A 24,360-nucleotide genomic window follows, 5' to 3' on the forward strand; every position below is an offset into this window, starting at 1 on the left:
AATTCAGTAACAGATCATTGCGGATTTGGCCGAGCATTGCGTAGGACTTCGGACTATTATCAGTGCGAAGCGGCCTCAGAATTCCGGTCGCTCAGCACCACCCTGAAGGGGGCATGACGATGAAAGAGAAAATTCAAAACTGGCTGCACGATTTGGGTGTTGCCCTCGGTTTGATCGAACCGCCTCTGCAACCTGTACCGATCCGCACCGATGACGAGCAGCGCCGCCGTCAACAACGGCGCCGGTAACGCCCCCGATCCGAGATCAAAGGATTCAGATCAAGAGATCGCAGCCTTCGGCAACTCCTGCACAGATTTATGCAGGAGCTGCCGCAGGCTGCGATCTTTTGCTTTTAGTGCCGGCCGATCTCCAGTAAAAAACGGCTCAAGTCATTGGCCGTCTTCGCGGTCTTGAGCAGGCGGTCTTCCTCGGCGGTGAACGCCGTCAGTCCGAATTCATCTTCCAGATGAAAGATCAGATCTTCTATATCGGCTTTCTCCAGACCCAGTTGCACCAGACTGGTGTTGTCGGTGAACTCGCGGGTCTCCAGCAGACGCCGGATATACCGGTGCACGGCGGCACGAACGGCAGCTCTTCTCATGGCAGGTCTTTCTGATTGTTGTTGTGCTTGAGTGAAGCAGCCCTCAGGCGTGGCCGCGCAACCACTCGTCAATCATCGAGCGCAAATGCTCCCCGGAAAAACTGCCGAAGTGCCCGCCATGCACCGTGCGGATTGGCAGTGCCTGCAAACGTCTCAGGCTGGTGGCGTAATCCTCAAGATTTGAGTGGTAGGCGTCTTCGATCAGCGGCCCGTCGTAGATGATATCGCCGCTGAACAGGGTTTGCGTCGCCACCTCATACAGGCTGATCCCGCCCGGCGAATGCCCCGGCGTGTGCAGCACTTGCAGCGTGCGATTGCCCAGATCGAGCACATCACCGTCCTCGACAAACCCGGTGGCCGGGGCGGCTTTGACCCGGTATTCGGCGTAGCACAACGGGCAATCCGGGTGCGCCTCGAACATGTCGTCGCCGACGAAGGCGCGGCTCAAATCATTTTCACCATCCGGCGCCGCCAGAATGTCCGCTTCGGCCGGGTGCACCAGCCGTTCAGCAAATTCGTGATGCCCGGCGATATGGTCGAAATGGCAATGACTAGCCACCGCCACCAATGGCCGCTCGGTGATCCAGGGCAACTGCTCGCGCAGGCTCACCAGCCCCGAACCGCTGTCCAGCAAAAGGTCTTTGTCGCGACCCTGAATGTGCCACAGGTTGCAGCGGTAGAACGGTCGAATATACGGTTCATGAATCAGCCGAATACCGTCACTCAAGTGCTGCACTTCAAACCACTGATCGCGAGAAACGATCTTCATATTCACTTTCCTTGAGACGAAAAAAACGGGTGTGGCAACCGACGCCACACCCGTCGAAGAAAGCATCAAGTCGTTACTGCAAGCTTAGATCGCACTCGCCACGGTTGCCGGGCGAGGGGAGACAAGGCTGACCACCACGAAACTCACCAGACCCACAGCCAGGCTGTAGTAGATCGGCGTGTTCGCATCCAGACCGTCCTTGAACATGAACAGCAGCGCTGTGGCGAAACCCAGGCCCATACTGGCGATTGCGCCGGCGGTGGTTGCGCGTTTCCAGAAAATCGCACCCATCAGCGGGATCAGCATGCCGCCCACCAACAGGTTGTAAGCGAGGGTCAGGGCGCTGATCACATCGTTCACCACCAGCGCGATACCCAGCACAACGATGCCGGTCAGCAGGGTGAACAGACGGTTGATGCCCAGGCTCGACGGTTTGCCGCCACGCAGTTTCGGCAGCAGGTCTTCAGTCAGAGTGGTGGCGGCGGCGAGCAGACCGGCGCTGGCGGTGGACATCATCGCAGCGAGTGCCGCAGCGATCACCAGACCACGGATGCCGTCCGGCAGCGACAGTTTGACGATGGCGGCGAAGGCGTTGTTGACGTTGTCTAGATCCGGGATCAGCACGTGTGCGGCCATGCCGATCAGCGCGCAGGCCAGACCGTAGACGATGCAGTAGATGCCCGCGATGCTGCCGGCGTACTGCGCGACTTTGGCGGTTTTGACGGTGAAGACCCGTTGCCAGATGTCCTGACCGATGAGGATGCCGAAGAAGTAGATCATGAAGTAGGTGATGATCGTGTCCCAGCCGATGGTGGTGAAGCTGAAAGCAGTCGCCGGCAGTTTCAGCACCAGTTCGTCCCAGCCGCCAACGCGGTACAGGCAGATCGGCAGCAGGATGAACATCAGGCCCACGGTCTTGATGATGAACTGGACGATGTCGGTCAGGGTCAGCGACCACATGCCGCCAATCGCCGAGTAGATCACCACCACGCCACCGCCGAGCAATACCGAGATCCAGAACGGCAGGCCGAACAGCACTTGCAGCACGGTGCCGATCGCGAGGATCGAGGTCACGCCAATCATCAGCGCGTAAGCCAGCATGATTGCTGCGCTGGCCGAGCGGGCCATCGGGTTGTAGCGTTTTTCCAGGACTTGGGTAACGGTGTAGATCTTCAGTTTCAGCAGCGGTTTGGCGAGGAACAGGTTCAGCGCAACGATGCCGCAACCGAGTGCCGCGCACAGCCAGAAACCGGAGATGCCGTGCACGTAGCCCAGACGTACGGTGCCGACGGTGGACGCGCCTCCGAGTACGGTCGCGGCCATGGTGCCCATGTACAGACTTGGGCCGAGATTACGACCGGCGACTAGAAAGTCCTCGTTGGTCTTGGCCTTGCGCATGCCGAAGTAGCCGAGCAAGAGCATGCCGGCGGCGTAGATGAGGACGACGAATAAATCCAAAGCCATGATGGCGTGTCTCCGATTGTCTTTTTTATGTGAGGCTGAATTCAGTCTCCTGTGGGAGCAAGCTCGCTCCCACAGGGGATAGGCGTTTACTCAGGCGGCTTGCGCTTTAGTCGACGGTTCCACGATTTGGCTGTGCTCATCCGTCGGGCCGAACACTTCGCGCGGTTCCGGGAACAGGCTCAGCAGCGTCAGGTACACCACCGAAGCCAGGCCCAGGGTCACCGGTAAACTGATGTCGATGCCGCCAGCCATTTCACCCAGCGGGCCAACGAACTGCCCCGGCAAGTTCACGAAGCACAGGCCAACCGCCGCGCTCGGGATCCACGCGCCCAGACCGCGCCAGTTCCAGCCGTGGCTGAACCAGTAGCGACCGCCCTGTTCGCCGCGCGTGAACACTTGCAGGTCATCCGGGCAGTAGAAGCCGCGACGCACCAAGAGGCCGATGATCATGATCACCATCCACGGCGTGGTGCAGGTGATGATCAGCACAGCGAAGGTCGACACGCTCTGCACCAGGTTCGCGGCAAAGCGACCGATGAAGATGAAGGCAATCGACAGCACGCCGATCAGCAGTGTCGCTTTCACTCGCGAGAGAACACGCGGGAACACGCTGGACATGTCCAGCCCGGTGCCATACAGCGAAGTGGTGCCGGTGGACATGCCGCCGATCACTGCAATCAGGCATACCGGCAGGAAGAACCAGCTCGGCGATACCGCCAGCAAACCGCCGACATAATTGTTCGCCGCGATGTAGTCCGGCGCCTTGATCGCGACGATGGTCGCGGTGGTCAGGCCGAACAGGAACGGGATGAATGTGGCGATCTGCGACAGCACAACCGCCGCCATGATGCGTTGTTTGGAGGTGTCGCGCGGGATGTAGCGCGACCAGTCACCGAGGAACGCGCCGAAGGAAATCGGATTGCTCATCGCCACCAGCGCGGCGCCGATGAACGCGGCCCAGAAGCCCGGCTGACCGAGGCTCACAGTGCCCGCGTAATGCGCGTCGAAAGGACCGGCAAAAGCGAAGATGCCCAGCAGGAATAACAGACTGGCGCTCCACACCGCGATCTTGTTTACCCACAGCAAAAAGCGGAAGCCGTAGATGCACACGGTCAGCACCAGGATCGCGAACAGACCGTAGGCCAGGCCCAGAGTCAGGTCGGTTTCCGGCAGACCGATCAGGCGTTTCGCACCACCGATCAGCGCATCCCCCGAACTCCACACCGAGAGCGAGAAAAACGCGATAGCGGTCAACAGCGACAGGAACGAACCGACGATCCGCCCGTGCACGCCGAAATGCGCACCGGACGACACGGCATTGTTGGTGCCGTTGAGCGGGCCGAACAGGCCCATCGGTGCGAGGATCAGCGAGCCGAGCAACACGCCCGACACAATCGCCCAGACGCCGGCCTGAAAAGACAGGCCGAACAGCACCGGGAAACTGCCGAGCACGGCGGTGGCAAAGGTGTTCGAACCACCGAAGATCATCCGGAACAAGTCCGTCGGGCCTGCGGTCCGTTCGTGGTCCGGGATCTGTTCGACCCCGTGGGTTTCAATCTGCGTAAGGCTTTGGTCGTTGTTGTTGTTATTCATGATCTGCTCCGATCATAAAGGCGCGCCTCATCGTGCGTGAGGCGTCACCTGTTTGGCTAAGGGGATGGCAGCCCTTCCGGCATTGCGGACAAATGTTCATGACAGGCCAGCCAAAGGCCTTGTTGTTCTAGGCTCGACGCTTGTTTCTTGAAAACAATCGTCTCGCGCTCCTGGCTGAAGTGTTGCTCCCCTTGCATGCGCAGCTCGGTGGCCACGTCATGGATGAAAATCGCCACGTCACCTTGCAGGCTGACGAAAGCGTTGCTCGAGGTGCACACAAGCACCTCGAAGCCATCCTCGGCGCGCCAGCTGTCCCACAAGGCCTGATAGGCATCGCGCGACAGCAGCGGCTGTTCGAGGGTGTAGAAAACGAAACTTGCATCGGCGCTGAACGCGCCGAAGTAAGCTTCGCGATCGTTACGGGCGAAGGCGGACACCAGATCGGCGGCCGCTTGCAAAACCTGATCACGTTCGTTCATGACCCGACCCTCAGCGATGGACCACGCCAGGCAGTACGCAGAGCATTTCGTACAGCAGGTTGGCGGCCAGCAGCGAGGTGTTGCCGGTGGTGTCATAAGCGGGCGAGACTTCTACCAGATCGCAGCCGATCAGGTCGAGGCCTTGGCAGCCGCGAACGATTTCAATCGCCTGAATGGTCGTCAGACCACCGATTTCCGGGGTGCCGGTGCCCGGTGCCCAGGCCGGGTCGATGCCGTCGATGTCGAAGCTCAGATACACCGGACCACCGCCGACTTTCTCGCGCACTTCGGCCATCAGCGGCGCCAGCGACTTGTGCCAGCACTCTTCGGCCTGAACCACGCGGAAGCCCTGATCGCGGCTCCAGTTGAAGTCGTCAGCGGTGTAGCCCTGCGCGCGCAGACCAATTTGCACCACGCGGTCGCAGTCCAGCAGACCTTCTTCAACGGCGCGACGGAAGGTCGTGCCGTGGGCAATCTTCTCGCCGAACATGTGATCGTTGACGTCAGCGTGGGCATCGATGTGCACCAGACCGACCTTGCCGTGCTTTTTATGAATCGCCCGCAGGATCGGCAGGGTGATGGTGTGGTCGCCACCCAGGGTCATCGGGATCACGTTGTGCTCGAGGATGTTGTCGTAGGCTTCTTCGATGATGCGCACGGCGTCGAGCAGGTTGAAGGTGTTGATCGCCACGTCACCGATGTCGGCCACGGCCAGCGAATCGAACGGCGCAGCGCCGGTGGCCATGTTGTAAGGGCGGATCATCACCGATTCGGTGCGGATATCGCGTGGCCCGAAGCGGGTGCCGGGGCGCAGCGAAGTACCGATGTCCAGTGGCACGCCTACGAAAGCAGCGTCCAGGCCGGCAGCGGTCGGTACATGGGGGAGTCGGAGCATGGTGGCGATGCCGCCGAAGCGCGGCATTTCGTTGCCGCCCAGTGGTTGGTGAAGAATCTTGTCCACGGGTAAGGCCTCATCGTCTTTGTTTTATTTATGTCGGCGCGCCGTTGAGCAGGGGTTCGGACGCCGCTGTGGGGCCGATGATGCGAAATGTAGTGCGGCGGAAGAATCGCTACGGGCAAAAACTTAGTTCAGATTTTTCTAAACTAATGCCAGACTTCCACACCTGCTCGTTCCCATGCTCCGCGTGGGAATGCATCTACGGACGCTCCGCGTCCAGCCGTACTCGCAGGTGACGCAGAGCGTCACGGGCTGCATTCCCACGCAGAGCGTGGGAACGATCCTTGGAGTAGACATGGCCAACGCTTTACCCGACCTGAAACTATTGCGCATCTTCGTCAGCGTCGTGCGTCATCAGGGTTTCGCCAACGCGCAACAGGAACTCAACCTGTCGACCTCGGCGATCAGCACTTACATGAGCCAGCTCGAAGCCGCGCTCGGTCTGGTGCTGTGCCATCGCGGGCGTGGCGGGTTCAGCCTGACCAGCAAGGGTGAGCTGTTCCATCAGGAAACCCTGCGCCTGCTCGCCGAGCTCGAAGGTTTCGAGCAATACGCTGCAGCGCTCAAGGGCGAACTGCGCGGCACGCTCAACCTCGGCGTGATCGACTCCACCGTCAGTGACAAGGCGTTGCCGTTCGCCGAAGCCATCGGCGCCTACAGCCAGGAACACCCGGCAGTGCATTTGCACCTGTCGGTGATGAGCCCGTACGAACTGCAACTCGGCGTGCAGGACAATCGCCTCGATCTGGCCATCGGTGCGTTCTCCACGCGCATGAGCGGCCTGATCTACATGCCGCTGTACCGCGAGCAGCACTGGTTGTATTGCAGCAGCCGCCATCCGTTGTTCAACGAGCGGCGTATCCCTGAACAGGTCATCACCCAGCAGCGCATGGTCGGGCGTGGGTACTGGAGTCAGGCGGAACTCGCACGCCACGGCTTCAAACACAGCGCGGCGACGGTGGAAAGTATGGAAGCGCAGCTGATTCTGGTGCTGTCCGGTGCCTACATCGGTTACTTGCCGGAGCACTATGCTCAGGCGTGGGCCGACAAGGGTGACTTACGCGTGCTGCTGCCGGCGACCTTCGGTTATCAGGCACCGTTTTCGATGATCATGCGCCGTGGCCGCAGCCGCGAACCGCTGATCCAGACCTTCCGCGATTTGCTCAAAGCACAGCTCAATCAGGTTTAAGACCGATGTCCAGAATTCAATGCCCGCGCTGCCTGCGCCCACAAACCCATTGCCTGTGTTCGCTGATCCCGAGCCTCGACAGCCGCACGCGGGTGTTGCTGTTGCAGCATCCAAGTGAAGTTAATCATGCGTTGAATACCGCGCGATTGGCGGCACTTGGTTTGAGCAATGCCGAGCTGATCGTTGGCGAGGTGTTCGAGGATTTGCCGGCGCTGTTGAACCGGCCGGGGTATCACGCGCGGTTGCTGTTTCCGGCTGATGATGCGCAACCGATGCATCCTTATGGCGAATCCGATAAGCCGTTGTTGCTGGTGGTGCCGGACGGCACCTGGCGCAAGGCGCGCAAGATATTGCACCTCAATCCGTTGTTGGCGGCGTTGCCGCGGGTGACGCTGGCTGAGGGTGGCGTCTCGCGCTATCGCTTGCGCAAGGCGCCGGGACCGGGGGCGTTGTCGACCATCGAGGCGATTGTGCAGGCGTTGCAGACGCTGGAGGCACCGGCGTCATTCGAGCCGTTGCTCAAGCCGTTCGAGGCGTTGATCGAGGGGCAGATTGCGGCGATGGGGGAGGAGACGTTTCAGCGTAATCATGGCGACAAATGATCGTTCCCACGCTCTGCGTGGGAATGCATCCAGTGACGCTCTGCGTCACCTTCGTAAAGGGACGCGGAGCGTCCCGGGCGGCATTCCCACGCGGAGCGTGGGAACGATCATCGGCTACCGTTCGCGCATCGCCTCGGTCCGGGCTTTCAGCACGGGTTTGAGCAGATAATCCAGGACACTTTTCTCCCCGGTAATAATGTCCACCGTCGCCACCATCCCCGGAATAATCAGCAGCGGTTTCACATCCCCGCCCAAATGGTTTTTATCGGTGCGCACCTGAATCAGGTAGAAGCTGTTGCCCTTGTCATCGGTAATCGTGTCCGCACCGATCAACTCCAGCTTGGCACTCAGCCCGCCGTAAATCGTGTAATCGTAGGCACTGAACTTGACCATGGCTTTCTGGCCCGGATGCAGGAACGCGACGTCCTGCGGACGCACCTTGGCTTCGATCAGCAGGTTGTCTTCCAACGGTACGATTTCGACCATGTCACTGCCCGGCTGGACCACGCCACCGATGGTGTTGACCTTCAATTGCTTGATCACCCCGTGCACCGGTGAGGTCACCGTCGTGCGGGTGACGCGGTCGTCGATAGCGATGCTGGTGGCGGTGATTTTCGACAGGTCGGTGCGTTTCTCATTCAGCTCTTTTGCCGCCTCGGAGCGGAAGGTTTGTTCTGACTCGTCGATTTTGCTGCGGATCTCGGCAATCGCCGATTCGGCGCGGGGAATCGCCAAAGTGGTGGCGTTCAACGAGCCACGAATTTCCACGGCGCTGCGCTTGAGGCGGAGGATTTCTACGGGGGACACCGCACCGGTTTTCACCAGCGGCTCGGACATGTTCATCTCTTGCTGCAGCAGCGCCAGGCTTGAACTGAACTGGCCCTGCTTGGAGCGAAACTCGGCGAGTTCCTGGGTTTTCTGCCGCAGTTGTTCGCTGAGCGTGCGCTGCTCGCTGGCCAACCGGCGCTGACGTTGTTCGTACAGTGAACGCTCGTCTTCGGCGACTTGCGGCGCTTTGGCGATGACTTCATCGGAGAGCTTGAACGGTCGGCCCTCGGCCTCCGCCGACAGCCGTTCGACCTGCGCCGTCAACGCATAACGATCCGCCTCGCTCTCACCCTTGTTCGAGCGAAAGCGCGTGTCATCCAGGCGCAGCAGGGTATCGCCCTTGTTGACCATTTGCCCTTCACGCACAAAGATTTCGGTGACGATGCCGCCTTCAAGGTTCTGGATCACCTGAACCTTGCTCGATGGAATCGCCTTGCCTTCGCCCATGGTCACTTCTTCGAGCACGGCGAATTTGGCCCAGACCACCGCACTGATCAGCAGCGCTGCCGCCAGCCACACGGTGATCCGTGACCAGCGCGGCGAATCCTGTAACGAAGCGCCGGCGGTTTCCGGCATGAACTCGGCTTCGGCGCTTTTGCCGAAACTGTCGAAGTAGCCGCGCTCTTTGCTATCGGAGGAAGCAGACATGGGACAACTCCTAGACCGCCGCCGAGCCGACACGGCCCTTGCGCAGTGCATCGATGACCGCTTCTTTCGGACCGTCGGCGACGACCCGGCCGTTGTCCAGCACCAGCAACCGGTCTACCAGACTCAGCATCGAGGTGCGGTGGGTGACCAGCAGCAATGTCTTGCCTTGCACCCAGCCGTGCAGCTTCTGCCGCAGCAAGTCCTCGCTGCTGTTGTCCATGGCGCTGGTGGGTTCGTCGAGCAGCATGATCGGTGGATCGAGCAACAGCGAACGCGCCAGCAACACCGCCTGACGTTGGCCGCCGGAGAGCAATTGTCCGCGCTCACCCACCGGTCGATCGAAGCCTTGCGGATGCTGGCGAGCGAGTTCGGTAACGCCGGTCAGTTCGGCGACTTCGAGCATCCGCGAGTCGCTGATGTAGCGAGCGCCGAGGGTCAGGTTGTCGCGCAGGCTGCCCGCCAGCAGCGGCAGATCGTGGGCGACGTAACCGATTTGCTGGCGCAGGTCGGCGACGTCGAGTTGGCGCAGGTCGAGGCCGTCGAGCAGCAGTTGGCCTTCTTCGGGTTCATAGAAACCCATGACCAATCGCGCCAAGGTGCTTTTGCCTGAACCGCTGCGGCCGATGATGCCGACCCGTTCGCCGGGTTTCAGACTGAAGCTGACATTGCTCAGCGCCGGCGCATTCTGGCCGTTGTAATGAAAGGTCACGCCGCTGACGTCCAGCGCGCCTTGCAATTGCGTGCGCTCCAGCGGCCGCTGCTTGCCGTCGCGTTCCTGCGGCAGAGCCATCAGCGCATCGGTGCTTTTCATGGTCAATTGCGCTTGCTGATAGCGGGTGATCAGCCCGGCGATCTGCCCCAGCGGCGCGAGTACACGACTGCCGAGCATGTAACTGGCGACCAGCGCACCGACGCTCAGGTTGCCGGCGATGATGCTGTAGACCCCGGCGACAATCGTCGCCATCCCCGAGAACTGTTGAATGAACAGCGTGCCGTTGGTGGCCAGCGCCGATAGATTGCGCGCGTGGCTGTCGAGGCGGGTGAGGGCGCCGTGGGTGCTTTCCCATTTGTGCTGGCGCTCGCTCTCGGCGCTGCAAGCCTTGAGGGTTTCCAGGCCACCGAGGGTTTCAATCAGCACCGCTTGGCGTTCAGCGCCGAGGCTCAGGCTCTTTTGCACGGTGTCACGCAGGCGCACCTGAATGATCATCGCGAAGAGGATCGTGATCGGAAACGCCAGCAGCGGAATCACCACCAGCCAGCCACCCAGCAGGCCGATCACCACCAGCATCAGCACCACGAAGGGCAGGTCGATGAGACTGGTCAGGGTTACCGCCGTGAGGAATTCACGCAGGCCCTGGAAGTCATGAATGCTTTGCGCGAAACCGCCGATGGTTGCCGGCCTTGCCTTCATTGACATGCCGGTGATGCGTTCAAATAAAGTCGCGGAAAGGATCACATCGGTTTTCTTGCCGGCGGTGTCGAGCAAGTGCGCACGCACCACCCGCAGCACCAATTCAAACCCGGTGCCGATCAGCAAACCGATCGACAGCACCCACAGGGTCGACGTCGCCTGATTCGGCACCACGCGGTCGTAGGTCTGCATGACGAACAGCGGCACCATCAGACCCAACAGGTTGATCAGAAAACTGGCGAGGATTGCATCGCTGTACAGCCATTTCGACAGTTTCAGGGTGTCGCGAAACCAGGCATGTACCCGTGGCACCAGCGGTGAGCGCAGGTCTTCGAGTTCGTGGCGCGGGCGGGCGAACAAGGCCTGGCCGCTGTAGTGCTCGGCGAGTTCTTCACGGTTGATCCATTGCTCGCCGCCATCGGCTTCGCTGGGCAGAATCAAGGCTTTGCCGTCATCGCCGAAACGCCGCAATACAGCGGTGCGGCCGTCGTTGAGCAGCAGCAGAATCGGCAGGTTCAGCGGTGAGATGTCTTTCAGATCACGCCGCAGAATCCGCGCCTGCAACCCGGCCCGGGCCGCGGCGCGAGGCAGCAGGTCCAGACTCAGACGCTGTTTGTTGAGGGGCAGCCCGGCGCTCAGGCTGGCACGACTGACCGTCGCGCCATGCAGTTTGCAGAGGATCAACAGACCGTCGAGTAACGGATCATCGAAGCTCAGCCGCGGATCGACCCCGGCGTTCCCGGGTTCCATGCTGGTCATATTGATCGCCTCTGTTGAACGGGCACGGGAATCCACACATTTGATCGTTCCCACGCTCTGCGTGGGAATGCCTCTAGGGACGCTCTGCGTCCAGTGACGCGGAGCGTCACGGGCTGCGTTCCCACGCAGAGCGTGGGAACGATCAACACGGGACTTACTTCAGTTCGGGCAGGCGCGCTTCGTTTTTCACTTCGGTCGCAGCGATCGCATCGGCCGGCAGCACGACCCGCTGCTTGCTCAGCAACTGGCCCATGTTCGCCAGCACGCGGTACATCGAATATTCCTCGGTGTAGCGGATTTCGGTGTAGCGACGGTTGGCGTTGTAGAGCTCGTTTTCACTGTCGAGCAAGTCGAGCAAGGTCCGTTGGCCAAGGCCGAACTGATCCTGATACGCGGCGCGTACGCGTTTGGTGGTTTCGGCGTATTCGCGGGCGGTCGGGGTCTGTTTCTTCGCGTTGACCATGGCGTTCCACGCCAGATGAATGTTCTCGTTGAGCTGGCGCAGAGCGTTGTTGCGGATGTCCATCGCCTGGTTGATCTGGTGCGCATCGGAGGCCAGTCGCGCCTTGTCGCTGCCGCCGCGGAACAGGTTGTAGTTCATCACCACACCCACACGCCATTCGTTGTCGTGGCCTTCATCACCCTGCACATTGTTGTTCGCGCCGACGGCGGCTTCAGCATCGAAACGCGGATAGAACGGCGACTTGGCGACTTCGTACTGGCTCTCGGCCGATTGCACGTCAGCCTGCGCCGATTTCAGGTACGGGTTGTTTTCGACCATGCTCTGCTGGGCTTCCGGCAGGCTGGTCGGCAATTCACCACGGGTCGAGGCCGGGGTTTCCAGCTCATCGGGCATGCGCCCGACCACGCTGTAGAAATTCGATTCGGCGTCGGCCAGATCGACTTCAGCGGTGTCGAGGTTGTTTTGCGCCAGCGCTTTACGAGCGACCGATTGGTCGGAGTCAGCGGTGCTGCCGACGCCACGCTCGGTGCGCAGGCCGATCTGGTCGTTGACGCGCAAATGCGCCTGCAGGTTGTTGCGGGCCAGCGTCACCAGTTCGCGGCGCTTGAGCACTTCGAGGTACACCTCAATGGTACGCAGGGCCAGATCCTGGGCGGTGCCTTGCGCGTAGTACGCGCGTGAATTGGACACGCCTTTGGTGCGCTCGACTTCGTTGGCAGTGTTGAAGCCGTCGAACAGCATTTGCCGCAGGCGCAGCTCCGACTGGGTGTAATTGAGGATTTCGGTGTGGTGATTACCGAAGGCTCGGGTGTTGGTGTTATCGCTGTAGCCACGGCCATACGCGGCGTTCAAATCGACGGACGGATAGAAGCCGCCCTTGGCCACTTTGACTTGTTCATCAGCCGACAGGCGCGCGTCCACGCGCGAGGCCAGTTCCGGGTGAGTGGCGATGGTGCTTTGAATAGCCTCGGTGAGGTTCATGGCCTGGGCTTGAGAAGTGCAAGCCATGGCCAGCAAAACCGCGCTGCAGAGGGGGGTTAGAACGCGCATGGGTGCATCTCCCTGAGTCCTGATGGTGTGTTACTGTCGCCAAATATTTGACGATATTTTTAGGTCTAAGCGTTTCACTCTTGTAACAACAGAGCTAAGAACATCCTGAAGCGTAGCTAAGAAAAAATTTTCATAAGGCTTATGCCGAAAAAAACTTATGCGCTTTGTAAAAACCGGCACATTGTTCAGCATGAAAGCCTTTGTTTTGTGCGCTTTAGGGAGCGCAGAAAGGCTTGAGGAAAGTTCCACTCACTTTGCGACATACGGCGAAGTACTGCTGAAGGGGAGGGACGCGTATCGGTTGATGAGCGACAGATTTTTGTCACTCGGGTGATTCACCACCGTTACGTAGCGTTAGTAGGCGTATTGCTTTGATCAGAATGCGGAAGTGCTTGATAGCACTGATGTTTCCGAAAGAAGCCACCTGCGAAACGAACTGTTGAAGGTGCGAGCGTCGCCTCCAACAACCCGATTGAGCCATGGGCTGCTTCGCTTACCAGTGCCGACGGTGGTCGGCAGCGGAGGATTTCACATGGCAACGCTCATCGGCACAGTCACTAAAGTCATTGGCCAGGTTTTCGCCCAGTCAGCCGACGGTACTAAACGCGCACTGGTTGAGGGGGATCGCCTGTATGCCGGCGATCAACTGATCACCGGCGCAGAAGGCGCCGTCGCCGTTCATCTGCAGAACGGCCAGGAACTGACCCTGGGTCGTGACAGCAGCCTGACCATGACCGGTCAGTTGCTGGCCGATCAAGCGGCGCATGTGAACGTTGCGGAAGCTGTAACCCCGAGCGAAGCGCAACTGACTGACGTTGAGCAGATCCAGAAAGCCATCGCTGCCGGTGATGACCCGAGCAAAACCGCCGAAGCCACTGCCGCCGGCCCGAATGCTCCGGGCGGTGCGCCGGGTGAGCTGGGCGGCGGCCACAGTTTTGTCTTGCTGACGGAAGTCGGCGGCCGGGTCGATCCGATCATCGGTTTCCCCACTGCCGGGTTCGGTGGTATTCCTGAATTCCCCGAAGAACGCCACAACGCGGTGATCGACAACGGCGATAACACCCCGGCAGTCGTGGTGCCGCCACCGGTCAACAATCCGGTAACCCTCACGGGCCTGGCCGTGCCCGGCGGCGAACTCAATCTCAATGAAGCCAATCTGCCTGACGGTTCGGCCGCCAACCCCGGCGCGCTCACCCAAAGCGGCAGCTTCACCGTGTCGGCACCGGACGGGCTGACCAGCCTGAGCATTGGCGGCATCAACGTTATCGTTGGCGGTGTGCCGATCGGCTTCCCGCAATCGATCACCTCGCAACTGGGCAACACCCTGACCATCACCGGGTACAACCCGGCGACTGGCGTTGTCAGCTATAGCTACACCCTCAACGGCAACGAAAGCCATGCGGCCGGCGACGGCGCGAACAATCTCAGCGAACAGTTCACCGTGATTGCCGGCGACAGCAATGGCGACACGGCGACCGGCACGCTCGACGTCAACATCACCGACGACGTACCGAAAGCGTTCGATGACAGCAATGGCACGGCGTCAGAGACCCTGCTGACGCTGACTGGCAACGTGCTGACCAATGATGTGCAAGGTGCCGACCGTGTAGCGACTGGCCCGGTCACTGCCGGTACATTCACCGGGACTTACGGCACCTTGGTGCTCAACGCCAACGGCACCTACACCTACACGCTGAACACCAACGATGCCGACTTCAAAAACCTGCACGGTGGTGGCAATGGCACGGAAACCTTCGCCTACACCATCACCGATTCGGACGGTGATACCAGCACCGCGAATCTGGTTTTGCAGATCCACAACAATGACGATCCGGTGGTCATCAACGGCCTGAACGTCGAAGGTGGAGAGTTGACGGTCTACGAGAAAAATCTCGGTGACGGCAGCGCGCCGGATTCCACCGCGCTCACCCAAAGCGGCACGTTCACTGTCACTGCGCTTGACGGCGTGACGACCCTGACTGTCGGCGGCATTGCAGTCGTCACCGATGGTGTGGCAGCAGGCTTCCCTCAATCGGTCACGACGCCGTTGGGCAGCACGCTGACCATCACCGGATTCAACGCCACCACCGGCGTGGTCAGCTACAGCTACACCCTGGTCGACAACGAAGCTCATCCAAACGCCAACGGTGCGAACAATCTGCCCGAGCAGTTCGCCGTCACCGTGGTCGATGACAACGGCACCACCGCCAACGCGACCCTTGATGTGAATATCGTCGACGATCTGCCCAAAGCCGTGGATGACTCCAACGTTGGCACTGCTTCTGAAACCAATCTGACCCTGACTGGCAACGTTCTGACCAACGATGTGCAAGGCGCCGATCGCGTACCCACCGGCCCAGTGACGGCCGGCACTTTCACCGGGACTTACGGCACCTTGGTGCTCAACGCCAACGGCACTTACACCTACACGCTGAACACCAACGATGCCGACTTCAAAAACCTGCACGGCGGTGGTAACGGCACGGAAACCTTCGCCTACACCATCACCGATTCGGACGGCGATACCAGCACGGCGAATCTGGTGCTGCAGATCCACAACAACGACGATCCGGTGATCATCAACGGCCTTGACGTCAATGGTGGCGAACTCACCGTTTACGAGAAAAATCTCACGGACGGCAGCACACCGGACTCCACTGCGTTGACCCAAAACGGCACGTTCACCATTACCGCTCTGGACGGCGTCACCACCCTGACCGTCGGCGGCATCGCTGTCGTCACCAACGGCGTCGCCGCAGGCTTTCCGCAATCCGTGACCACACCGCTCGGCAGTACGCTGACCATCACCGGTTTCAACGCAACAACCGGCGTGGTCAGCTACAGCTACACCCTGGTCGATAACGAAGCGCATCCAACCGCCAACGGCGCGAACAATTTGCCTGAGCAGTTCGCCGTTACCGTGGTCGATGACAACGGCACCACGGCCAACGCGACTCTCGATGTGAACATCATCGACGACCTGCCAAAAGCCGTGAACGATTCCAACGGCGGCACCGCGTCGGAAACTCTGCTGACCCTGACTGGCAACGTCCTGACCAATGATGTGCAAGGCGCTGACCGTGTAGCGAGCGGTCCGGTCACCGCTGGCACCTTCACCGGGACTTACGGCACCTTGGTGCTCAACGCCAACGGCACTTACACCTACACGCTGAACACCAACGATGCCGACTTCAAAAACCTCCACGGCGGTGGCAATGGCACGGAAACCTTCGCCTACACCATCACCGATTCTGACGGCGATACCAGCACCGCCAACCTGGTGCTGAACATCCACAACAATGACGATCAGGTCTACCTCAATGGCCTCGACGTCAACGGCGGCGAACTGACGGTTTACGAGAAAAACCTCAGTGACGGCACCAGCCCCGACACACCGGCCCTGACCCAGAGCGGCAGCTTCACCGTCACCGCTCTGGATGGTCTGCAAACCCTGACTGTGGGCGGTATCAATGTGGTAACCGGTGGCGTCGCCGCAGGCTTCCCGCAATCGGTGACCACTCCATTGGGCAGCACGTTGACCATCACCGGTTACAACCCGGCGACCGGCGTGGTCAGTTACAGCTACACCCTGGTCGACAACGAAACCCATCCGAACGCCAACGGCGCCAACAGCATCACCGAGAACTTCAACGTGGTGGCGACGGACACCGATGGCAGCACGGCCAACGGTCAGATCAACGTCAACATCGTCGATGATTTGCCCAGCGCTCATCCTGACGCCGCATCGGTGGCAGAGGGCGGCACCGTCAGCGGCAACGTGCTGGACAATGACATCGGCGGCGCCGATGGCCCGGCCGTAACCGGTGCAGTGGTCGGCGTGCGCGCCGGCTCCGACACATCGACCTCGGCCATTGGCGGTCTCAACAGCAACATCAACGGCACTTACGGTTACCTGACCCTGGACGCCAATGGCAACGCCGTTTACCACAGCAATCCCAACGCCGTGAGTGGTCCGGGCGCGGTGGACGTCTTCACCTATACCGTGCGCGATTCCGACGGTGATGAAAGCACCACCACCATCACCATCGATGTCGCCAACAGCAAACTGAACGCAACCAGCGACACCGACGTCACCGTTTATGAGAAAGCCCTCGACCTGACCAAGGACGGCGCTGATCTGGCGCCCGGTACGGTTACCGGCAGCGACCCGACCAGCACCGGCGAAACCGCGTCTGGCACGTTGGTCGGCTCGGTCACCGGGGCAGTCGGTACGATCAGTTACGCGCTGGTCGGCAGCGCCACCGGCAACTACGGGCAAATCGTCCTCAACCCCAACGGCACGTACACCTACACTTTGACCTCGCCGGCGACCACCACGCCGCATGCTGACGACGGCGCCAACACCCTGAGCGAAACTTTCACCTATCAGGCCACCGATTCGCTGGGCAACATCGTCACCAGCACCATTGTCGTCAGCATCGTCGATGACGTGCCAAAAGCTGTGAACGACAGCAACGCCAACAGCGCTTCGGAAACGCAACTGATCCTGACCGGCAATGTGCTGACCAACGATGTGCAAGGTGCCGACGTGGTCGCGACCGGGCCGAATGCCGGGCCAATCACTGCCGGTACGTTCACCGGCACTTACGGCACGCTGGTGCTGAATGCCAACGGCACGTACACCTACACGCTGAACCCCAACGATGCCGACTTCAAAAACCTGCACGGCGGCGGCAACGGCACCGAGACGTTCACCTACACCCTGACCGACGCCGACGGCGATACCAGCACCGCCAACCTGGTGCTGAACATCCACAACAATGACGATCCGGTGGTGCTCAACGGCCTCGACGTCAACGGCGGCGAACTCACCGTCTACGAGAAAAACCTCAGCGACGGCACCAGCCCCGACACCCCGGCGCTGACCCAGAGCGGCACCTTCACCGTCACTGCGCTCGATGGCCTGCAAACCCTGACCGTCGGCGGCATCGCCGTGGTCACCAACGGTGTCGCTGCCGGCTTCCCGCAGTCGGTGGTTTCGCCGCTGGGCAGCACCTTCACTGTCACCGGATACAACCCGGCGACTGGCGTGGTCAGTTACAGCTACACACTGGTCGATAACGAAGCCCACCCGAGCGGTAACGGCGCGAATAGCCTCACCGAGAACTTCAACGTGGTGGCGACGGATACCGATGGCAGCACCGCCACCGGTCAGATCAACGTCAATATCATCGATGACCTGCCGACCGCCAAACCCGACACCGGCTCGGTGGCCGAGGGCGGTACGGTCAACGTCAGCGTGCTGGCCAATGACATCAGCGGTGCCGATGGCGCGGCCACGGTGGTCGGCGTGCGCGCCGGCAGCAACACCGGCACTTCAGCCATCGGCGGCCTCAACAGCAACATCAACGGCAACTTCGGTTACCTGACCCTTGATGCGGCGGGCAACGCCGTCTATCACAGCAACCCGAACTCGGTGAGCCCGCCGGGCGCCACCGACACCTTCACCTATACCATCCGCGACAGCGACGGCGATGAAAGCACCACGACCATCACCATCAACGTCGCCGACAGCAAACTGGTGGCCTCGGTCGATCAGGACGTGACGGTCTACGAAAAAGCCCTCGATCTGAGCAAGGACGGCGCGGATCTGGCCCCCGGTACGGTCACCGGCAGCGACCCGACCAACACTGGCGAAACCGCCACCGGCACACTGGTCGGCGCGGTCACCGGCGGCACGGGCGCGATCACCTACACCCTGGTTGGCAGCGCCACTGGCACTTACGGGCAGATTCAGCTCAACGCCGACGGCACCTACACCTACACGCTGACCTCTGCACCGAAAACCACACCGAACGCCAACGACGGTGCGAACACCCTCAGCGAAAGTTTCACCTACAAAGCCACCGATGCACTGGGCAACAGCACCACCAGCACCCTTGTGGTGAACATCGTCGATGACGTGCCAAAAGCGGTGGCGTCGGATCGTTCGGTGGCGGCGGTGGAGATCGATTCCAACATCCTCATCGTCCTCGATATTTCCGGCAGCATGGCCGACGCCTCCGGCGTACCGGGCCTGTCGCGGCTGGCGCTGGCCAAGCAGGCCATCAGCGCCTTGCTCGACAAGTACGACGACCTCGGCGATGTGAAAGTGCAGCTCGTCACCTTCAGCAGCAACGCCACCGACCGGACGACGGTGTGGGTCGATGTGGCCACCGCCAAGACCCTGCTGGCCGGCCTCACCGCTGGCGGCGGCACCAACTACGACGCTGCCGTGGCGACCATGTACAACGCGTTCAACACCTCGGGCAAACTCACCGGGGCGCAGAACGTCGGCTACTTTTTCTCCGACGGCAAACCCAACGAGGGCGATATCGGCACCGCCGATGAAGCAACGTTGAAAGCCTTCCTCGATGCCAACAACATCAAGAACTACGCGATCGGCCTCGGTAGCGGCGTGAGCAACGCCAACCTCGACCCGCTGGCGTACGACGGCATCAGCCATACCAACACCAACGCGGTAGTGGTCACCGACCTCAATCAGCTCAACTCTGTGTTGTCGGGCACGGTGCAGGGCGCGCCAGTTACCGGTTCGTTGCTGGGCGAGGGCGGCACCTTTGGCGCCGATGGCGGTTTCATCAAGTCCATCGTCGTTGACGGCACCACCTACACCTATGATCCGAAAGCCCTAAGCGGCCAAGGCTCGTTGACGCCAAGCGGCGGCACCAATCACGGTACTTTCAACACCGCCAACAACACGTTGAGCATCGCCACCAATAACGGCGGCACACTGCTGATCAATCTCGACACTGGCGACTACACCTACACCTCGCAGAAAACCACGGCGGTGGTCATCACCGAGAACATCGGCTTCACCGTCAGCGACAACGACGGCGACCTTGCCAGCTCGACGTTGACCGTGAAAGTGATCCCCAACGCGCCTCCAGTGGCCGTCGATGACCACGTCATCACCAACGTGCTCTCGGGCAATATCGTCGTGCCGGGCGAACTGTTGCTGGCCAACGACACCGATCCGAACGGCGATACCCTCAACGCCACACCGACCACTTTCAACACCGGTTGGGCAGCGAAGGGCGCGGACTTCACCGGCACCGGCGCGATCACGTTCAACGGCAACAGCAACAGCGCCGCCAACCAGACCCTGGCCGATGTGCGCAATGCGTTCGCGGCCAACACCGCAGCGATGACAGCTGTACTGGTGATCAGCGGCTACCTCGGGGCGGTGACCAACGCCAATGCCAACGATGAAGACCTGATCACCGTCAAACTGAAGCAGGGCGAAACGCTGAATCTGGATCACAACCTGGCGGCCGGGCACATCACCATGGAGTACTCGCTCAATGGCGGCGCGTTCGTGACCATTGCCGACGGCGGCACCATCACCGCCAGCGCCGACGGCACTTACCAGATCCACATCACCAACATCACCAATACCAGTGGCAGTAACACCAATGCGGCGGAAAACTACCAACTGACCATGACGGTCAACTACGCCGGGGCCCACGACATCACCCCGGACTTCCACGGCAGCTACACCGCCAACGACAACCACGGCGGCAGCGACACGGCCAACGTGACCATCAGTTATCAGGACGGCCACACCCTCACCGGCACCTCGGGGGATGACGTGCTGGTGGCCGGCAGCGGCGACAACATCATCAACGCCGGCGACGGCAACGATGTGCTCACCGCCGGGTCCGGCAACAACGAACTGCACGGCGGCGCCGGCAACGACTTGCTCTACAGCGGCCCGGGCAATGACCTGCTCGACGGCGGCACTGGCATCGACACGGCCAGCTACGCCCATGCCACCGCCGGGGTGACGGTCAACCTCGGCCTGCTCGGTGCGCAAAACACCCTCGGCGCCGGTACCGATACGCTGACCGGCATCGAAAACCTCATCGGCTCGAACTTCAACGACACCCTCACCGGCGATAACAATAACAACGTGATCAACGGCGGCCTCGGTAACGACATCCTCAACGGTGGCGGCGGTGATGACCTACTGATTGGCGGTATGGGCAACAACACCATGACCGGTGGCTCAGGGGCCGACACCTTCCAGTGGCTCAAGGGCAACAGCGGCCACGACCTGATCACCGACTTCACCCCTGGCACCGACAAGCTCGATCTGTCGCAACTGCTGCAAGGTGAAAACGGCACCACCGCCTCACTGGATGACTACCTGCACTTCACTGTCAGCGGCAGCGGCGCCTCGGTCCTTACCAGCATCGACGTCAGCGCCATGGCCGGTGCAACGCCGAACCAGACGATTGATCTGGCCGGCGTCAACCTCGCCAGTCACTACGGCGTGACGCCAGGGGCGGGCGGGGTGGTGGCTGGCGGGCATGACACGGCAACGATCATCAGCGGGATGTTGAATGATCATTCGTTGAAGGTGGATACGGTTTGAACTGAGGGCTGAAACGACAAAACCCGCCGTCCCGTACAACCGGGACGGCGGGTTTCTTCTGCCACACGTGATCGTTCCCACGCTCTGCGTGGGAATGCAGCCCGGGACGCTCCGCGTCCCTTCCAAAGCCGAACGCGGAGCGTCCGTTGAGGCATTCCCACGCAGGAGCGTGGGAACGATCATCGCGTGTCGCTACTGCGGCAACTCCAGATTATCCATCACCCGATTCACCGCCAGCTCCCCCAGCATGATCAGTTGCGCGATCCCCAACAGCGTCCTGCGCTGCGACGCGGGAATGAGGTGGGCGAAGTCATGAGCGATGGTTCTGGCTGAGGCGAGTGTTTCGCTGGCATCGGCCAGCAGTTCTTCGTTTTTGAAGTCTGCGGTAACGGCATACATGCGGCGGGTTTTACGGGGCGGTGGCGTGGAGCCGGGTGGGCAGAGGTAGTGGTCGAGGGCGCGCTCGGCGGCGTCGTTGAGCTTTTTTGAATCGAGGGATTCGTAGGGTGAGGCGAGATCGGTTTCGGGCGGGTTGGGTGTTGGTTTGATCATGGTGAAGCTCCTATAAGAGTGGAGCCGCCCAGAACTGTCGCTAAACAGGAGGGTGGCGGCTGTACGCAGGTTAGCGAACCGGTTATAGGCACCCGGCAGACCCGAGGGTCTCCCGCATACAGCCACCATAGCGAAGTTGCAGACATTGAATCTGCCACAAAGCATGGAGCGCTGATGCACCTATTACAGATTTGGGTCGCTAAACCCGATCGCTGACTCTCCAGCGACCGCACCACAATAGAACCCGCCCCCAAGGCGCACAAGCCGGCGGATTCTGGCGTAGCTGTAGGCAAAGGCGCAAGAATTTGTAGCCTGGAAGGCGTGTCTGAAGGTGTCTTTTAAACGCCGGAGTTTAAAAGGCGATTTGCGCTGACTTCAGTGGCCCCTTCGCGAGCAAGCTCGCACACATTTTCAATGCGTTTCCCTGTGGGAGCGAGCTTGCTCGCGAAAGGGTCATCCCGGTCAACAGAAAAACCTCGATCAACCCCGCTGTTTAAATCACTGGTTAAATAAATCCGTCCCCCTTTTTTTCTTTCTTGTTTAGTTGTTTAAACCTCTCTCATGCGCAAGTTAGTCAAGAAATAGTCATTACCAGACCCGGTAGCCAAAAGGCTCTGGAACTCGAAAGTCATCTGTTCGGACTGCGCAATAAAAGTGGATGAATAAGGTATCCATTGGGAGGCAGGTGGCGACATGAAGCTTATTATCACTCCATAGTTTGATCTGAACGAAAGCTGTGCAAGTGGTGGCTGATTTCCGTTGGATGCAAGACAGCTGAATTCATACGTGCTGCCACGGATCAAATTGGTATAGGTCTTTTTTAGTACAACGCCCGCAGAGTTGTTCGTATAGGTGCTGTTGGTCAGCGATGTGAGACCGAGAAAGTTGGCATAGCTCCAGTCTCTCTGGTCAACAATTACCGGACCATTTTCCCAGCCGTTTCTCTGGTGATTGGCAAAATTCGTCAGGTCATCAAGGCGCGGTGTCGCCCGAATGGAGTAAGTTCGAATCGGAAACTTGGTAGCGTCTTCCTGGTTGGGCTCACCCTTGAAGTTGACGCTGAATGTCATCGTTAATGTTGTGCCATTACCCAGAGCTTTCAGCCAGGCCAAGGGGATTTTTTTGCTGAAATCTGATGCCGGATCACTTGTTTCTTTCTCTGGGTCATAAAGTTTTACGGTCGCGCCACTTCTGCTTGTCCCTTCATAAAGCAACCACCGTACTTCTCGTGGAGTATGAGGCGAATTCGCAACTGTCGATTGATCAGTGCTTTGGAGTTGAGTGACGTCGAGTAAATTGCTTGTATTTCCGGCTATTACGGGAGTGGGCAATCGCGTGTCACCTGCGTCGATTTTTTCGACTTGTACCTCCATCGTTTGTGACTTGCCAGCCGGGCTGCCATCGCGATTCAGATCCCACAGAAACCTGACGACCGAGTTTTGATGATTTATCCAGAATGCTTGTGCAAGCGGCTCATTTACCTGGTTGTCGTCATTGAATTTTTTTAATTCGAACGGCGGTGCCCCGTCCACTGCATTCACATGAACCAACTGCGCCCTATCGTCAACCTGCGCTGGGAATTCAATCCGCATTGTCACGCCTTGGGGATATGCCAGCGGATGAATCGGGCTGGCTGCTTCCACCAGAAATGGCGCGCGCAGCTCTTCCGTCACCGTCAACGTCCTCGCTGCCGACACGAGGCTCGGTTGCTCCAGATCTCTGGCCGTAAAGCTGTGTTTGGTTTTGCTGAGGTTTGCAACGGGCAGACTCCAGATGCCGGTTACTCCATCGGCAGTCTCTTTACCGTTGATAACCGCACCGTCGAGCACTTCCACGTCTCGCCCGGCTGCGGCAACGCCGCTCAAGATGACGGCCATTTCCACGGTGAAGCCATTCTCGGGGATTTCGTTACCACTCGGCGAGCCTTTGACTGAAGTCAATGTCGGTGCCCTGAGGGCTTCCACCGTCAGGAGTCGCACATTGGAATAGGTCGATGTGGGGTGATAAAAGGATTTGGCATACAACCGGCGCGCGCCGACTACAACCGTGATCGTGCATTCCCACAGGCCTGTGGCTTTATCCGCTGTCGCGGTTCCCTTTAGCACTGCGCTCGCACCGCTGCCATCATAGATTCCGACGTCCTGATCTTTGCTGGCGGTGCCTTTGAGTGTCAGCGACGTGCTGAAGGTGGTTTTACCCTCTGGCACTTCGTTGTTGCGGTCGTCCAGCACATTGCTCAGCGTCGGCACAATGACGGCCGTGACGGTGAGGGTGTAGGCCGCAGAGGCGGGTTCGGCGCCGTACTTTCCTGTCGCGGTAAAACTGTGTTTCGTCACAGTCAGCCCCGACGCGGTGTATGCCCAGATTCCAGAGTCCGGATCGACCGGGACCTCATCAACGACGGTGGCGCCATTACGTATTTCAACGTTCTTGCCCTTGGCGCCCGTGCCGCTCAGCACCACGCTGGTTTCAACAGTGGTGCCACCCTCGACAATGTCCTTGCCGCTTGGCGATCCCTTGACCGAATCAATGGTCGGCGGATCCAGCGCCACCGGTTGCCCTACCGTAAACTCCAGCACATTCGAATAACTGGTCGTAT

At 60.1% G+C, this 24,360-nt stretch carries 14 protein-coding genes and 1 pseudogene; 4 read left to right on the forward strand and 11 right to left on the reverse strand.

Annotation, left to right across the window (positions count from 1 at the left end):
• The first annotated feature begins 119 nt into the window (after positions 1-119).
• Positions 120-248, forward strand: coding sequence for a PA1414 family protein (locus FGA82_RS32710; protein ID WP_007914492.1), 129 nt, complete (start codon positions 120-122; stop codon positions 246-248).
• A gap of 104 nt (positions 249-352) precedes the next feature.
• Here FGA82_RS32710 and FGA82_RS23650 read toward each other — a convergent pair whose 3' ends face one another.
• The 6 genes from FGA82_RS23650 to speB form a co-directional block, all read right to left on the reverse strand.
• Positions 353-601, reverse strand: a complete 249-nt coding sequence (locus tag FGA82_RS23650; RefSeq protein WP_141128950.1) for an acyl carrier protein — start codon at positions 599-601, stop codon at positions 353-355.
• A 43-nt stretch (positions 602-644) separates the two neighbouring features.
• A complete protein-coding gene (locus FGA82_RS23655; protein ID WP_141128951.1) occupies positions 645-1,370 on the reverse strand; it encodes an MBL fold metallo-hydrolase in 726 nt (241 codons plus the stop codon).
• Positions 1,371-1,454: 84 nt separating this feature from the next.
• Entirely contained in the window at positions 1,455-2,834 is a 1,380-nt protein-coding gene (locus FGA82_RS23660) for a sodium:solute symporter (RefSeq protein WP_141128952.1), read from the reverse strand.
• A 90-nt stretch (positions 2,835-2,924) separates the two neighbouring features.
• The gene (locus tag FGA82_RS23665; RefSeq protein WP_141128953.1) at positions 2,925-4,427 is read right to left on the reverse strand and encodes a purine-cytosine permease family protein; all 1,503 of its coding nucleotides are present in this window, start codon (positions 4,425-4,427) and stop codon (positions 2,925-2,927) included.
• 56 nt (positions 4,428-4,483) lie between these two features.
• Entirely contained in the window at positions 4,484-4,906 is a 423-nt protein-coding gene (locus FGA82_RS23670) for a YybH family protein (protein WP_141128954.1), read from the reverse strand.
• Positions 4,907-4,916: 10 nt separating this feature from the next.
• The gene (gene speB / locus FGA82_RS23675; protein ID WP_008086245.1) at positions 4,917-5,867 is read right to left on the reverse strand and encodes an agmatinase; all 951 of its coding nucleotides are present in this window, start codon (positions 5,865-5,867) and stop codon (positions 4,917-4,919) included.
• A gap of 292 nt (positions 5,868-6,159) precedes the next feature.
• On the opposite strand from speB, the gene FGA82_RS23680 reads away from it, so the two are divergent.
• Both FGA82_RS23680 and FGA82_RS23685 read left to right on the forward strand, forming a co-directional pair.
• Positions 6,160-7,053 (forward strand): LysR family transcriptional regulator, encoded by an 894-nt coding sequence (locus FGA82_RS23680; RefSeq protein WP_141128955.1) that lies wholly within the window; start codon positions 6,160-6,162, stop codon positions 7,051-7,053.
• Between the two features lie 5 nt (positions 7,054-7,058).
• The gene (locus FGA82_RS23685) at positions 7,059-7,655 is read left to right on the forward strand and encodes a tRNA-uridine aminocarboxypropyltransferase (RefSeq protein WP_141128956.1); all 597 of its coding nucleotides are present in this window, start codon (positions 7,059-7,061) and stop codon (positions 7,653-7,655) included.
• A 114-nt stretch (positions 7,656-7,769) separates the two neighbouring features.
• Here the strand turns inward: FGA82_RS23685 and FGA82_RS23690 are convergent, their stop codons facing one another.
• The 3 genes from FGA82_RS23690 to FGA82_RS23700 all read right to left on the reverse strand — a co-directional run bounded on the left by FGA82_RS23690 (position 7,770) and on the right by FGA82_RS23700 (position 12,814).
• Positions 7,770-9,131 carry an HlyD family type I secretion periplasmic adaptor subunit gene (locus tag FGA82_RS23690; protein WP_141128957.1) on the reverse strand — a complete coding sequence of 454 codons (1,362 nt, stop codon included), beginning with the start codon at positions 9,129-9,131 and terminating at the stop codon, positions 7,770-7,772.
• A gap of 10 nt (positions 9,132-9,141) precedes the next feature.
• Positions 9,142-11,301 (reverse strand): type I secretion system permease/ATPase, encoded by a 2,160-nt coding sequence (locus FGA82_RS23695; RefSeq protein ID WP_141128958.1) that lies wholly within the window; start codon positions 11,299-11,301, stop codon positions 9,142-9,144.
• A gap of 154 nt (positions 11,302-11,455) precedes the next feature.
• A complete protein-coding gene (locus FGA82_RS23700; RefSeq protein WP_038363705.1) occupies positions 11,456-12,814 on the reverse strand; it encodes a TolC family outer membrane protein in 1,359 nt (452 codons plus the stop codon).
• Positions 12,815-13,346: 532 nt separating this feature from the next.
• On the opposite strand from FGA82_RS23700, the gene FGA82_RS23705 reads away from it, so the two are divergent.
• Complete coding sequence (locus FGA82_RS23705; protein ID WP_141128959.1) at positions 13,347-21,209, forward strand: retention module-containing protein; 7,863 nt, start codon at positions 13,347-13,349, stop codon at positions 21,207-21,209.
• Between the two features lie 192 nt (positions 21,210-21,401).
• Here FGA82_RS23705 and FGA82_RS23710 read toward each other — a convergent pair whose 3' ends face one another.
• Both FGA82_RS23710 and FGA82_RS32190 read right to left on the reverse strand, forming a co-directional pair.
• Positions 21,402-21,761 (reverse strand): DUF6124 family protein, encoded by a 360-nt coding sequence (locus FGA82_RS23710; RefSeq protein ID WP_008083868.1) that lies wholly within the window; start codon positions 21,759-21,761, stop codon positions 21,402-21,404.
• A gap of 548 nt (positions 21,762-22,309) precedes the next feature.
• Positions 22,310-24,360, reverse strand: a pseudogene (locus FGA82_RS32190) (hypothetical protein); the annotation flags it as partial.

This window comes from Pseudomonas fluorescens, assembly GCF_005938625.1.
Lineage (GTDB): Bacteria > Pseudomonadota > Gammaproteobacteria > Pseudomonadales > Pseudomonadaceae > Aquipseudomonas > Aquipseudomonas fluorescens_BD.

Excerpts from the sequence above, each read along its gene's own strand:
- FGA82_RS32710 (WP_007914492.1), top strand. The coding sequence starts at position 120 with ATGAAAGAGAAAATTCAAAACTGGCTGCACGATTTGGGTGTTGCCCTC.
- FGA82_RS23650 (WP_141128950.1), bottom strand. The coding sequence starts at position 601 with ATGAGAAGAGCTGCCGTTCGTGCCGCCGTGCACCGGTATATCCGGCGT.
- FGA82_RS23655 (WP_141128951.1), bottom strand. The coding sequence starts at position 1,370 with ATGAAGATCGTTTCTCGCGATCAGTGGTTTGAAGTGCAGCACTTGAGT.
- FGA82_RS23660 (WP_141128952.1), bottom strand. The coding sequence starts at position 2,834 with ATGGCTTTGGATTTATTCGTCGTCCTCATCTACGCCGCCGGCATGCTC.
- FGA82_RS23665 (WP_141128953.1), bottom strand. The coding sequence starts at position 4,427 with ATGAATAACAACAACAACGACCAAAGCCTTACGCAGATTGAAACCCAC.
- FGA82_RS23670 (WP_141128954.1), bottom strand. The coding sequence starts at position 4,906 with ATGAACGAACGTGATCAGGTTTTGCAAGCGGCCGCCGATCTGGTGTCC.
- FGA82_RS23680 (WP_141128955.1), top strand. The coding sequence starts at position 6,160 with ATGGCCAACGCTTTACCCGACCTGAAACTATTGCGCATCTTCGTCAGC.
- FGA82_RS23685 (WP_141128956.1), top strand. The coding sequence starts at position 7,059 with ATGTCCAGAATTCAATGCCCGCGCTGCCTGCGCCCACAAACCCATTGC.
- FGA82_RS23690 (WP_141128957.1), bottom strand. The coding sequence starts at position 9,131 with ATGTCTGCTTCCTCCGATAGCAAAGAGCGCGGCTACTTCGACAGTTTC.
- FGA82_RS23695 (WP_141128958.1), bottom strand. The coding sequence starts at position 11,301 with ATGACCAGCATGGAACCCGGGAACGCCGGGGTCGATCCGCGGCTGAGC.
- FGA82_RS23700 (WP_038363705.1), bottom strand. The coding sequence starts at position 12,814 with ATGCGCGTTCTAACCCCCCTCTGCAGCGCGGTTTTGCTGGCCATGGCT.
- FGA82_RS23705 (WP_141128959.1), top strand. The coding sequence starts at position 13,347 with ATGGCAACGCTCATCGGCACAGTCACTAAAGTCATTGGCCAGGTTTTC.
- FGA82_RS23710 (WP_008083868.1), bottom strand. The coding sequence starts at position 21,761 with ATGATCAAACCAACACCCAACCCGCCCGAAACCGATCTCGCCTCACCC.